This window comes from Paraburkholderia largidicola, assembly GCF_013426895.1.
GTDB lineage: Bacteria > Pseudomonadota > Gammaproteobacteria > Burkholderiales > Burkholderiaceae > Paraburkholderia > Paraburkholderia largidicola.
In genome coordinates this window covers 854,911-867,744 of the sequence record NZ_AP023175.1, presented here as the reverse complement: position 1 = coordinate 867,744, position 12,834 = coordinate 854,911, and the positions used below count along the sequence as shown (strand labels likewise).

Here is a 12,834-nt window from a genome sequence, read left to right as displayed (position 1 = left end):
ATTCGATGAAAAACAATCACGTAGTTAAACTGGCGGTCGCGGCTTTATTCGTCGCAGCGTCGATGAATGCATGGTCCCAGTCGGGTCAACCAGCCAGTGCGGCGGCCAGCGTGCCGGGCACATCCGCGATGACGGCATCCAGCGCAGCCGCGCCGGCGACCGGAAGAAAAGCGGATCGCGCGCTGCGTCGGAAGGTGTATGCCGCCATTGGCAAGCAGAAGGACATCAGCGCCGGGAATATCAGCGTCACGGCGAAAGACGGCGCGATAACGTTGAATGGCTCGGTAACCGATGCGTCGCAGGTCGACAAGGTCGCGGAGATCGCAAAGGGCGTTCCGGGGGTGACTTCGGTGACCAACAAGCTGACCGTGAAGAAGCCGTTTGGCGGGATGTAGGAAAGCGCCGATGGCGATGCGCGGGTCGGGGTGGCGGGGCGGAATGGATCTTGATGTTCTCTTCGCCTCGAACCGTCTGAAACAGGCGGATAAAAGCCTTCTCCGATCGACGGTTCCTGTTTCCGCCCCGCTGCGCAAAAGCTACCCTTCATTCAAGGGCGAGGTCGTGTCAGGCGCCCAGACCTGAACACAGTTGCGCCCATTGTGCTTGGCTGCGTACAACGCTGCGTCGGCGCGCTCCTGTGTTGCATTGAGATCCTTTTCGTTCTCATCGTAGAGGGCAATGCCGATGCTGAGCGTTTGCGAAACCGTCGTCCCGGATTCGAGCGATATCGGCGTGTCCTGCATGGCAATGCGAATCCGTTCGGCGATCGCTCGCGCCTGTTCGAGATCGGTATCCAGCAGGATCGCGGCAAACTCTTCACCGCCCAGCCTGGCCGCCAGATCGTCTGCGCGAAGGGCGTCCTCGAACAATCGGGCGGTCGCCTGAAGCACGTGGTCGCCGGCTGCGTGTCCCCACGTGTCGTTGACGCGTTTGAAGAAGTCCAGGTCCAACGCCAGAACGGATAGCGGGCGGTGATGACGTCGTGCGTGCTCGATGGCCTTTTCAGCTGCCTGGGCGAAATACCGGCGATTGGCGAGTCCGGTCAGCGCATCGTAGTCGGCTTCTGTGCGCAACTGCTTGAGCAGCTGATGTTGATGGGTGATATCCACCAGCGTGACGAGCAGCGAATCCGGTTCATCATGTTGGTCGGCGGTTCGAAGCCGGGTGCAATGCACGAGCATGTGCCGGATTCCGTCGCGCGTGAGAAGAGGAACGGGCTCGTCCGTGACGACGTCCCGCACTCGCGTCCAGCTGGCGGCGTCGACGAAGAGCCGGGAGAACGGTTGACTCTTGCCGGCCACGGCACCGAACAGCGCAAGCAGCGCTTCATTGGCCAGCACGATATGCTCCGTTTCGATGTCGACGATCGCGACGGGTGTCGGCATGTTTTGCACGATGGTCAATACCGTGCCCGCAAATCTCTCGATCCGATCGTGCAGCCGTTGCTCACGATTGATGAGCAGCACGCCGCCAGCCAGCATCAGAAGGAGCAGGGTAGTCCCGGCGAGATTGATGTACATGCTGTTGCGCAGGCTGTCACGGTAGCTGCTGACCGCGTAGCCGACGTCGAGTGTCCAGTAACCTGCGGACGGCCCCAGCACGATCCGGCGCGTCGCAATGAGGCGCTCGGTCAGATCGAATCTCCAGCGCGCATAGTGAGTGCCCGGGATCGGCCCCTGATGAGCCGCGCCGTCTTCCACGAGCGCACGCCCGATTGCCAATCCGGAATAGTGGGGATAGCGCGCGATGACACGATAGTCGCTGTCGCTCAAGATGATCGCGGTGCCATTCGCCAGTTTCACGCCCTCGAGCAGGTGCTGTTCGAGGGGAATCAGATAGACAGCAATGGCATCGGATTTTCCAGCCCGGTTGCGATGTCCTTCTGCTACCACCAGCGCGCCGCTCTGCCTCCACACGACCGGTAGCCAGAGATGGGCGGCTGGGTCGGCGCGTACCGTGTCCAGGAGGGTGGCGAGGTTCGGGATTTCGTTGCGGATGCCGGGCTGAGAGGCCGCCACGAGGCGCGCACTCCCGTCGAACACCGCAATCGATGCATCTCCCAGCGACTCCTTCAGCGTGACGGTTACGCCATGGAGCGATGCATCGGTGAGGTTGTCTGCGTCGATCAGGGACCGCGTGACAGCCATCATTCCATTGAGATCCCGGAGCCGGTCTTCGACCAGCCGTTCAATGAGAGAGGTCTGTACATCCAGACGCTGGGCGGCCTGTTGATCGGTTGCCCGAAAATCGTGCAAGGACTGCAAGGTATTGACCACGATATTCGCGGCAACCAGCACGGCAAATACGGGCAACGCTTTCCGCAGCCACGACTTGCGCATGACGGGATGAAGCGACCGGCTAATCGCCGTGTTGAATGAACGCTGCATAGTTCGCCAAAGTCAGGGACCTGCCTTGATCGTATTTCAACTGTCGTCGCACTGTTTCATCGGCTCGAGCTGCGTTCTGGGTTCGCCGAGCCAGGCGATGAGTTCCTTGCTGCGCATCGCCTTTGCGAACAGCCAGCCCTGCCCGTACTGCACGCCGCGTTCTACCAGATAGTCGACCTGGGCATCGCGCTCCACGCCTTCCGCGAGAATCTCCACGCCTAGCTCGTGCGCCATCTTGATGATATGCGGCGCGACGATGCTCGATGCCGCGTCCTGTGCGATGGTGTCGATAAACGACTTGTCTATTTTGAGGACGTCGATGGTGAAGGTTTGCAGATACGACAGGCTGGAGTAGCCGGTTCCGAAGTCGTCGATATAGACGGGGTGGCCGGCCTTTCTGAAGGCCGCTATCGTTTGCCGCGTGGTGTCGGCGTTGATGAAGATGCGCTCCGTCAGTTCGATCCTGATCTGCGCGGGACGAATGCCCGTCCCTTCCAGTCGAGCGGTGAGAACATCCAGGAAGCGGCTCGTTTGCAAATCCTCGCTGCTCACGTTGATCGAAACGTAGAACGATGGACGCGAACGCAGGAACGTCGAGAGTTCGTCGATCGTCTTGTCCAGTACGAGATCGGTCAACGGCTGAATCAGGCCGTTTTGCTCGGCCACCGCGACGAAGATGTCGGGCGAGATGTCGAGCCCGTTCAGCTTCCATCGAACCAGCGCTTCTGCGCCCACGCATTCGCGGTCCGCGAGTGTGACGATCGGCTGAAAACACACGTCGATCCGCTTGCGTGCAATGGCCCATTCGAGCGTCGACGGGAAGGAGAGTTGTTGTGAGATTTTCCGGAAAGACAGCCAGCCGAACAGGCCCCCCACGACAACGCCGATCGACAGCCACATCCCAAGCAACCCTGTCCAGTTGCCGAGCAGACTGTTACGCGGGGATTTGACGACCACCGAGAGAGGCAGGGTTGCCGAATGGGCAGTCGCGTAGTGCCATTGGTCGCTGCTGACGTTTGCAGCCTGTTTCCAGGCATGGAGCATATCGGCCGCATCTGCATCCATCGACAAAGCCAGAAGCGCGTTGGTCTCGGTGCTGAACACGGCGATCGGCCTTCGGGCAGGATCGATGAGATCGACGTAGGACTGGGCGTCGATGGAAACGTAATTGCCGTTACGTCCCACCTGAATATCCTGGCGCGCGTCGCTGAGTGGGTTTTTATGCCTGTACCAGATCAGATAGCCGTCGTTGCTGCGCCGGTCGGGCTCAGACATCGTCAGATGCTGTTCACGCACGTCGCCCAAAAGCGGCGAGCACAAATACTGTCCGCCGCCGTAAGCGCCCGCGTCCTGCACGTACCGGTAGTTGAAGATCACGTGGGCAAGTTGCGCGAGGTGGGCCGGCGAGCAGGGCGGGCCGGGTGTCGCCGCCATGTCGGCAAGGGCGGCGACCGCCTGATAGGAAACGAGTTCTGCGCGCATGACGGCTTTCGTTGCGAATTCTCGCAGATCATCCCGTTCCCGGCGTTCTGCGTCTTCTTCCGCGATATAGATGCTGGTCAGTACTGGCGCAACGGAAGCAATGCAGCCGAGTGCAACGGAAGCCGAAACGATCGACGCTCGCTTGATCATCTGGCAAGTCCTGTTGTGAACGAGCGCGGGAGAGAAAGCGCATGACACACTGCCGTCCGATCGCGGTCGAACGCGCGGCATCATGATGTCAGCGTCAATCATAGTATCTGACGCTATTAATTCAATGCGTCGACATCGCGCAATCATCAAGAACCGTTTGCGAAAACAATCAATCCATGTCGGGAAAATGCAGAATGAGACTAAGCTTTAGTTGCGCGCAAGCGGTCTGAATGTGGATATCAACGGTATTCTCGTGAACACATGTGACGCTGATGCGCCGTACAGGCGGAGGGACTCGCGATGAGGCTATGGAGTAAACGGCAATTTCATGCTGTCCTGGGCGACGTCTTTCGGCCTGAACATGAAGCAGGCAAACGTGTCCTGCTCATTGCACTCTGCGCTTCCTTGTCGCTTCTGGCGGGGTGTCCATACTATGCGGTGCCTCCGGGAACCGTGGTCACGACGACACCGGCCAGCTTCGACCGGTCGTTTTCGGCGGCATCGGGGGCGATGCATGACGAGGGCCTGGTGATTACCGTGCAGGATCCGGGCACGGGCAACGTCGTCGGCACATCCGGAGGCAGTACGGTGACGGCGAGCGTGCGCCAGCAGGCCGATGGCAGCGTGGTCGTGCAGTTCAATTCAAAAGACGCGCGCGACCCGACACTGCTTGATCGCATCTCGCGCAGTTACGATCGGCGTATGGGACGCTGAGGGCGCGGCCCACGCTGGCACCGCGGGCCGATCGCGGACACTCGCACGCGTCTATCGTCTCCTGATGCACGCGATCCGATAGACACCGTCTTCGACTTCTACGCCGTGGGTATCATGAGTGAAGCCAGGGAAGCGCAAGTCGTACTGTTCGAGCGCTTTCAGGTAACCGAGCAGCGGACCATCGGCGGGGCCCGCATTTTCGCCTGGCATCAGCAGCGGAATGCCGGGCGGGTAGGGCACGACTGCATTTGCCACCGTGCGGCCCTCCATCTCCGACAGTTCCAAGGTTTCCACCTCGTTGTGCACCAGCAACTCGAAGGCTTCCTGCGGACTGTAGTCGGGATCGGGGAGCGTCGAGAAGCCACGCGACATCATTTCGGTCGTCTTCAGATCGCCCATTGCGTGGAACATGAGGTCGCACAGATTGCGTAGCCCGAGGCCGCTATACCGCTCGGGATAACGTGCAGTGAGATGTGGCAATGCCTGATCCAGCGGCAGATTGGCATCGTAGTCTTTCTTGAAGTCCAGTAGCGTATTGACGAGCGTCCCCCACTTTCCCTTCGTGATACCGATAGAGAACAGCAGCAGAATCGTGAAGTCGGTGGTCTTTTCGACGACGATACCGTGTCGAGCGAGGTATGCGGTCACGACGCACGCCGGAATGCCGACTGACGTCAGCCCGCCTTGCGGCGCGACACCCGGTGTCAGGATCGACACCTTGATCGGATCGAGCATGCAGTAGCCATCTTCGATTGCGCCGAAGCCGTGCCATGTATCGTTGGAATGCAGGACCCAGCAGGTTGGATCAGTGGCGAGCAGTTCTTCGTCGGCTTCATGGAAGGGCGTGCGTCGTCCGGTATTGCGATTGAGGACGACATCGGGCTGCCAGCCATTGAAGAACCAGTCGCTTCGCTCGTCGAACTGCGCATGCAGTCTGCCGAGCATCTGCCGGAATGAAATCGCCTCGCGGATTGCATCGCCTGTGAGCGCCTCGCCGCCAGGGCCGTCCATCATCGCGGCGCTGACATCGTTGGACGCGATGATCGCGTACTGCGGCGAGGTGGACGCATGCATCATGTACGCCTCGTTGAAGCGCGCATGTTCGATCGGGTTCCGCCCGTCGCGGATGTGAATGAACGACGCCTGCGACAACGCCGCGAGCAGTTTGTGAGTGGAGTGCGTGGCGAATACCGTCGGCTTCGAGGCGTCGTGGGCGGCGGGATCGCCGTGCATGGCGAAGCGATCCTTATACAGTGGATTGAAGCGCGCATAACCATACCAGGCTTCGTCGAAGTGCAGGCGATCGACGCTCTGCCCAAGTAATTCCTCCAGCCGCGTGACGTTGTAGCAGAGGCCGTCATACGTCGAATTCGTCACGAGCGCATGGACGGGCGTCGGTATCACACCCTCGCGATTCCTGACCAGCGGGTTCTGTTCGATCAGAAGACGGATGGCGGCCGCCGTGAGCCGCTCCGGCATGATCGGGCCGATGATCCCGTAGTGGTTGCGCGACGGCACGAGATACGTCGGTATCGCACCCGACATCGTCATCGCGTGCTCGGCGGACTTGTGGCAATTGCGGTCGCATAGCGCGATCTGGTTGCGCGTGACGCTCGCCATCAGAATGACGCGGTTCGACATCGACGAGCCGTTCGTCACGTGATAGGTGCGATGCGAGCCGAATACTCTGGCCGCGTAACGCTCGCTTTCGCCGATCGAACCGCTGTGGTCCAGCAGCGAGCCGAGTTCACCGACGGAGATCGACAGGTCCGAGCGAAACAACTGTTCGCCGAAGAACTCGAAGAACGCCTGTCCGACTGTCGACTTCATGAACGCCGTGCCGCCCGTATGTCCCGGCGTGTGCCATGAGTACTCGAATACTTTTGAGAAGCGCGCCAGCGCGGCGAACATCGGCGGCAGCACAGTTTCGCGATAGCGCTCGATCGACGCCACAATGCGCCCCGCAATGAACGCAGTGGTGTCTTCCAGCATCCAGATGAAGTCGTCCGCCTTCTGCATCGCGTCGACAGGCACCGTGGCAACGCTCGTGCGGCTCGCGAGCAGAAAGATCGGCACGGTCGCGCTGCGCACCCGCTGCGTATCGAGTACCCGCTGTGCGGGTTGATGAGTTTCGTCGTTTTCGAGTTCCCAACTGAGCAGCAGACATTGGATCAACGGATCGGACCGGATCACCGACACCGCGTCGTCAGCCGAATTCGCGATGACGATCCGCACATGCCGCTCTTCCAGTTCAGTTGCGAGCGACTGGGCGGCGCGGCCGCTGGCCGTGCGGGAATCCACCTCGTGGTGAACCAGCAGCACTTTCATGCCCAGACGGCGATAGACGGATTCAGACGAGGAAGACATGTGAATTTCCCTCTGGTTTGACCTCGGGCGCTCACTCGGGCAAGACGGCGAGGCGATAGAAATTCTTCGTCTCCTGGTCTGGTTCGCCGAACCACTTCACATAGAGTCCGCGATACTGACCCGACGCGAACATCTGGCTCAGCGTACGGTCGACGAAAAAGCGCATGTCTTCATCGTCACGCGCGACACCGAGCGAGATCGGCACATCGGTAAACCGCCGTTGAAGCACGATGAGGGCATCCGACGCGGGACTCCGTTTGACTGCGTCCTGCAGCACCTGGCGTTCCGCGAAAAAGACATTGGTTTTCCGGTCGAGCACCAGCCGGACGCCTTCTTCAAAGCTCGACACGTTGACGACGCGCGCCGTCAGTTCGAACTGGTTCATACGGTCGGCCAGCCACCGTTGGGTGGGCGTGTCCTTGACGGTCGAGAACGTCTGCGTATTCAGGAGTTGGGCGGGCGAAGCGCGCCAGATGGGCCGATGAGCCTGCGTATCGCCGCTCAGTATCTCCTTGAGGCCGGGCGACGCGTCGGCACGCATCAGCGCGCCGACGCCGCCTGGGTAGACGGGAAGGGAGTAGCTGATGAACCGGCGGCCTGTCAGCGTTTCGGGGTCGCCGCACAGGATGTCGATCCGGTGTTCGCGCAGCGCGCGATAGCGGTCGTCGGCGGAGACTTCGACCCAGTTCACCGTCAACGCGGGAAGGCCGAGTCCGCTTTTGACCTGGTCCGCTACGCTTTGACACAGCCCCGCCAGGTAACCCACGGCGTGGCCTTCGTTGTCACGGTACACAAACGGGCTGGCCGCGTTGAGATAGCCGATATTCATCGCGCCAGACTGCTTGATCCGTACGAGGGCACCCGACATGGCCGTACCCGCTTCGGCCGCGTGGACAGGGCGCGGAGCGGGCGCAACCAGAACCGCGAAGGCGATGACGCTGGCGGCCGCAATGATCGGTTTGTGCGCCTTCGTGCCAAGGAGTGCAAGCCGGGGCGCGATCAGGCCGTAGATGACATAGCCGATCGCCATGACCAGCATGCCGCCGAGCACGGCATCCTTGCCCGACGCATAGAGCGCATAGATCGAGTAGACCATCGCCAGCACGGCAACGACTGCGTTGCGCCTGTAGACCGCTGGCTCCGTTCCCGCATCGCGCATCATGACGAACAGCGCGGACAGCGACACGATGTACGGCACGACATTCGTGACCACGGCAAGATTGACGAGTGCCGCGAACTGTTCGGAGAGGTTAGGCGACATCGTCGAGAGCGCCATCAACGACTGGACGATACCCATGATGATCATGCCCGCGATCGGCGCGCCGCTGTGGCTGGCCTTGCTGAAGACCGAGGGGAACATGTTGCTGTCGGCAGCGTCCTTTGCGGTCTGGGCCAGCGTGAACTGCCAGCCGAGCAACGATCCCACACAGGCCATCGCGGCGAGCGCCATCACGATCGAACCGACCACCGGACTGAACATGTGCGCGAAGGCGAGACCGAATGGCCCCGTGGACTTTGCGAGGTCCGCGTTGGGTACGATGCCCTGGATCGCCGTGGTCGACAGAATGTAGATGGCGGCCGCGCCAAGCGTGCCGAACATGCACGCGAGCGGCACGTCGCGTTTCGGATTTTCGACGGCCGACGAGTTCTGCACGGCCGATTCCATTCCCAGAAATGCCCATAACGTGAGCGAGATGCTGGAGCCCATGCCTTCGATCAGCCGCAAGCCTTGCGGATTCCACGCCGCCGCGAAGGTATCGGCGCGAAACCAGAACCACCCGGCTATCGACATGAAGCCGACGGGCAGAATGACACCCCATACCGTCACGGAGCCGATGCGCCCCGTCAGCTTGGGGCCGCCGAAGTTGGCCACCGTGGTGAGCCATAGCAGCGCGATCACGCCGACGCAGGTCGCGAACGGCGACGATGTCAGCACGGGGAAGAAAGCGGCGAGATACCCGAGCGCCGAACTGGCGACCGCGACGTTCGCGATCGCGAGAGAGAGGAAGTACAGAAAGAAAACCTGAAAGTAGCCAGGCTTTCCGTAGGCGTCTTCGGCATAGGCGGCCATTCCGCCCGCTCGCTGGTTGAGAATGCCGGCCTGTGCAAAGCCGTAGGCAATGGCCATCGACCCGAGCGCCGTCACGACCCACGACAGCAACGAGATGGCACCGACTTTCGCCATATTGGTGGGGAGCATGATAATGCCCGACCCCATCATGTTGACGGTAACGATGAACGTCAGTTGCACGACGTTCATCTTTTTGGGTTGATCAGCCATGGCGCACACTCCTTGATGGCCTTCCTTATCGCTTATTCACTGACCACATAGGTATAAAAGCGGATACGACCGTCTTCACGTTCCTGGAATACGCCCTGAACCTCGTAGTTGAAGCCAGGGAACCGGTTGAACGATTCCTGGAACGCCATGAAGTAATTCAACATCGGTTGGGCCCGGTCATCCCAACGTTCGCCCGGAAGCACGACGCCGATTCCAGGCGGGTAGATCAACGCCAGGGTTGCGGACACGCGGTTTCTGACCTGATCGAGCGGCACGTACTCGACCCGGTTCGCGACGAGCGCCTCGTACGCTTCTTTGGGCGACATCGCGAGTTCGGGAAAGCTCGACGCGCGGAAGCACAGCCGCTGCAGTTCCTTGACGTTCGCTTCGCGGTAGAAGCCATGCATTTCGTTGCAGACCCGGCGCAGCGTGTAGCCCTCGTAGCGCTCGCTGTGGGCGTTGCACAGCGTAGGCAATACTTCCGCCAGCGAGGCATCGCGATCCCACAGGTTCTTGAACTTGACGAAGCGCGCGATCAGGGTGTTCAGCTTGCTTTCGTCCTCGGCCGGCGTCATCAGGAAGAGGATGCTGTTCAGATCGCATTTCTCGGGGACGATGCCTTCCTCGCGCAGGTAGTTCGCCACGACAGTCGCCGGCACGCCGAACTCCAGATAGTCGCCTGTCTTCCGGTCGATACCTGGTGTCAGCAGATTGAGCTTGTTCGGGTCGACCATCACGTAGCCGTCGGCATACCCCGTATAGCCGTGCCAGGACGCTTCCGGACGGAATTCCCAGCACTGCTGCTCGCGTTTGATGACGTCAGTGGGAATGTCCTCCCATGCGACGTTCGACGCATCGGCCATGAAACGTGAATTGTGGATATCCACGACGTCAGGAACGAAGGGATCGAAGAACCATTGCTCCTGCGCGCTCTTGCCCGTCGTCTCATAGTGGCGCGCGAACTGTCGGAATTTCTTGCGCGCCTCGATGCCGAGTTCGATGCAGCTATCCCACAGCATCTCGCCCGCTTTCCCCTCGTGTACTTTTGCATTGACGTCGAGCGATGCGAAAAGCGGATAGAAGGGCGACGTGCTGGCATTGATCAGAAAAGATTCGTTGAAGCGCTTGTGCTCGATATAGCGTTTCTGTCCGCGAATATGATCGTCCCGCTTGTGAATCTGGGACGCCTGGGAAAAACCGGCTCCCTGCTTATGAACGGATTGTGTCGAGAACAGTCCCGGCATCTGTGGCGTCAGATCGTCGAGGCGCATGGGGCTGTGATCGTCGAACAGCGGGTGGAACGCGTTGTAGCCAATCCACGCTTCGTCCCACAGCACGTAGTCACACAGGTGGCCGATTTTCTCGAGCACCTTGCGGACGTTATAGATCGTCCCGTCATAGGTCGCGAGCTGGATACAGGCGAGCCGGAACGGCCGTTCCGCGTTGCTGCGCTCCCGGTCTTCGACGAGCGGGCTGTTTCGGATCTGCTCGCGAAGATAGCTCTCGTCCCACGCCTGCCAGTCGACTGCGCCGATCATGCCAAACGCGTTACGCGACGTCGGCAGGAAGATGGGAATCGCGCCTGCCTGCACCAGCGCGCCCTGATGCAGCGATTTGTGGTTGTTCCGGTCGAATAGCACGAGATCGCCGCGTTTGAGCACGGCGCCCGTCACGATCTTGTTCGAGGTGCTGGTTCCGTTCAGGACGAAGTAGGTCTGGTCCGCGCCGAACACTTCGGCAGCGTGACGCTCCGCGTCCGCGGCAGCGCCTTCGTGAATCAGCAGGTCACCCAGATTGACGTCGGCGTTGCACAGGTCGTTACGAAAGATGCTTTCGCCGAAATGCTTGAAGAACAACTGTCCAGCTGGGGACTTTCGATAGAACTGCCCTCCCTGATGCCCGGGGCAATCGAAGGCGATGTTGGCTGCCGCGTCGTAGGCGACAAGTCCGCCGAAGAACGGCGGCAGCAGGCTCAGGCCGTATTTGACGAGGCTTGCTATCACCTGCTTCGCGTAAAACGCGGGTGTCTGCAGCCCGAGATAGATGTAGCCGTCCACTTCGCCCAGTCCGCCCGTCACGGCGAGATCCGACAGGCGGTGCGAGTTGGCGAGCGCCCAGAGCGGCGTCCGGAAGCCGAGCGCGCGCACGGAAGCCGCAAGGTTGCGCGCGGCCTCGAGACGAGTGCCATCGATCAGGGCGATGTAAGCGCCGACATCCGCGTCTTCGTTGACGTCGCGTACCAGGCTATCGGTGACTTCGACGCGGAAATGCTCCGACGTGATGTGTTCGAGCAGTTCATTTGTTTGCGCGTCGCTACGGTCCACGATCGCGACCACCTTCAGAAGCTTCTGGAAGGGAATCGGGATGGTGGGCGCCTTGAAAGGCCGGGGGACCATGACCACTCCTTGACTTGTCGGCTGCGCACGTCAGGTTTCACCCAGCCGGCGCGAGTCCGTCGCACCCAGGCGAAGACGAATCGTTCTGCGCGTAAGCATCCGGCGATGTATGCAATGTATGGCTTGGCTCCGCGAGGTACTGGACGGCGGAACAAACGTAAGTGGACTAACGAACTCAGGTGCGATGTGGATGCGAAATGACAACTTGCAGCAATGCGTTGCTGCCGGTCTCCCACTATTTCGTGGTACCCGGCCGAGAGATCGTCAAAGCGGGTTGACGTACTGGCCGGGAGGTCTACGTATATAGTTGGATAGCTTTCAGTTCAATGCAAATTTTTTTTGAGTGACATCGCTCAATAACGTTGACTGCGTCAAATATCAGGCTCGGTGCTGTTGCTATATTTGGTACGAAGGACTAAAGAGTTTCGATAAGAATCAACAAGGCATAGTGTTTTATGACGAGCGAATCGCATTCGCATTGGCATTTTCTGTTTTCTCGTTGTCCGCGTCGTGTTGGGCGGACTGCACCGGCTTGCGCCCACGCAAGATGTCACCTATAACAGCCGACAGAAGTTTATGTGCTCGGCCCAGCTTCACGTTTTATCTCATCGTGTGCGAATTCGGAGATCTTACAAACCGGAGAAGGTTATGAAAATCATCAGCGTCATATCAGCTGGCGCGCTCATTGTGTTCGCATCGAGCGCGGTCGCGCAAAACGAGGCGGCGCCGCCGGCTGCGGCACCTGCTGCACAGACAGGTAGCAATGATGCGATCGTGAAAATGCGTCATGAGGAAGCCGCCGCGAATCGCGCTTACGACAAGAAGGTGGCCGCTGCAAAGAAGGTTTATGACCATAAGAAGGCAGAAGCGAAGAAAGAGCGTGATTCTGCTATTGCCGCAGCGCGATATGGAACGAGTCAATAAGCAGCATGCTTATCTGATGTCCACCTGAAAGCGTAGGGGGAGCTTGAAACCCGCTTGTTGCGGGTTATGTTTCTGTGTGCATCAAAAGCAGATTTGCTTTGGGTATCGCGCCGCGACGGCGTGATACCTCGTG

Annotated in this window: 8 protein-coding genes; 3 read left to right on the top strand and 5 right to left on the bottom strand. The window is 60.0% G+C overall.

The window, feature by feature from the left end:
* Positions 1–5 precede the first annotated feature (5 nt).
* Entirely contained in the window at positions 6–395 is a 390-nt protein-coding gene (locus PPGU16_RS20475; protein ID WP_180724594.1) for a BON domain-containing protein, read from the top strand.
* A 141-nt stretch (positions 396–536) separates the two neighbouring features.
* Here the strand turns inward: PPGU16_RS20475 and PPGU16_RS20470 are convergent, their stop codons facing one another.
* Together PPGU16_RS20470 and PPGU16_RS20465 are read right to left on the bottom strand one after the other, a co-directional pair.
* Positions 537–2,387: a sensor domain-containing diguanylate cyclase gene (locus PPGU16_RS20470; protein ID WP_180724593.1), complete on the bottom strand. Its 1,851-nt coding sequence runs from the start codon at positions 2,385–2,387 to the stop codon at positions 537–539.
* Positions 2,388–2,423: 36 nt separating this feature from the next.
* Positions 2,424–4,166 (bottom strand): EAL domain-containing protein, encoded by a 1,743-nt coding sequence (locus PPGU16_RS20465; RefSeq protein WP_243460661.1) that lies wholly within the window; start codon positions 4,164–4,166, stop codon positions 2,424–2,426.
* Positions 4,167–4,319: 153 nt separating this feature from the next.
* Between PPGU16_RS20465 and PPGU16_RS20460 the strand changes: the two genes are divergently transcribed.
* Complete coding sequence (locus tag PPGU16_RS20460) at positions 4,320–4,733, top strand: YajG family lipoprotein (protein WP_224032628.1); 414 nt, start codon at positions 4,320–4,322, stop codon at positions 4,731–4,733.
* Between the two features lie 51 nt (positions 4,734–4,784).
* Here PPGU16_RS20460 and PPGU16_RS20455 read toward each other — a convergent pair whose 3' ends face one another.
* The 3 genes from PPGU16_RS20455 to speC are packed head-to-tail and all read right to left on the bottom strand — an operon-like array spanning position 4,785 to position 11,777.
* Positions 4,785–7,100 (bottom strand): Orn/Lys/Arg family decarboxylase, encoded by a 2,316-nt coding sequence (locus PPGU16_RS20455; protein ID WP_180724592.1) that lies wholly within the window; start codon positions 7,098–7,100, stop codon positions 4,785–4,787.
* A 31-nt stretch (positions 7,101–7,131) separates the two neighbouring features.
* The gene (gene potE / locus PPGU16_RS20450; protein WP_180724591.1) at positions 7,132–9,381 is read right to left on the bottom strand and encodes a putrescine-ornithine antiporter; all 2,250 of its coding nucleotides are present in this window, start codon (positions 9,379–9,381) and stop codon (positions 7,132–7,134) included.
* A 32-nt stretch (positions 9,382–9,413) separates the two neighbouring features.
* Positions 9,414–11,777: an ornithine decarboxylase gene (gene speC, locus PPGU16_RS20445; RefSeq protein WP_180724590.1), complete on the bottom strand. Its 2,364-nt coding sequence runs from the start codon at positions 11,775–11,777 to the stop codon at positions 9,414–9,416.
* 648 nt (positions 11,778–12,425) lie between these two features.
* On the opposite strand from speC, the gene PPGU16_RS20440 reads away from it, so the two are divergent.
* Positions 12,426–12,701, top strand: a complete 276-nt coding sequence (locus tag PPGU16_RS20440; protein ID WP_180724589.1) for a hypothetical protein — start codon at positions 12,426–12,428, stop codon at positions 12,699–12,701.
* Positions 12,702–12,834 lie beyond the last annotated feature (133 nt).

Coding starts and splice junctions, on each gene's coding strand:
- PPGU16_RS20475 (WP_180724594.1), top strand. CDS start 6: ATGAAAAACAATCACGTAGTTAAACTGGCGGTCGCGGCTTTATTCGTC.
- PPGU16_RS20460 (WP_224032628.1), top strand. CDS start 4,320: ATGAGGCTATGGAGTAAACGGCAATTTCATGCTGTCCTGGGCGACGTC.
- PPGU16_RS20470 (WP_180724593.1), bottom strand. CDS start 2,387: ATGCAGCGTTCATTCAACACGGCGATTAGCCGGTCGCTTCATCCCGTC.
- potE (WP_180724591.1), bottom strand. CDS start 9,381: ATGGCTGATCAACCCAAAAAGATGAACGTCGTGCAACTGACGTTCATC.
- PPGU16_RS20440 (WP_180724589.1), top strand. CDS start 12,426: ATGAAAATCATCAGCGTCATATCAGCTGGCGCGCTCATTGTGTTCGCA.
- PPGU16_RS20465 (WP_243460661.1), bottom strand. CDS start 4,166: ATGATTGCGCGATGTCGACGCATTGAATTAATAGCGTCAGATACTATG.
- PPGU16_RS20455 (WP_180724592.1), bottom strand. CDS start 7,100: ATGTCTTCCTCGTCTGAATCCGTCTATCGCCGTCTGGGCATGAAAGTG.
- speC (WP_180724590.1), bottom strand. CDS start 11,777: ATGGTCCCCCGGCCTTTCAAGGCGCCCACCATCCCGATTCCCTTCCAG.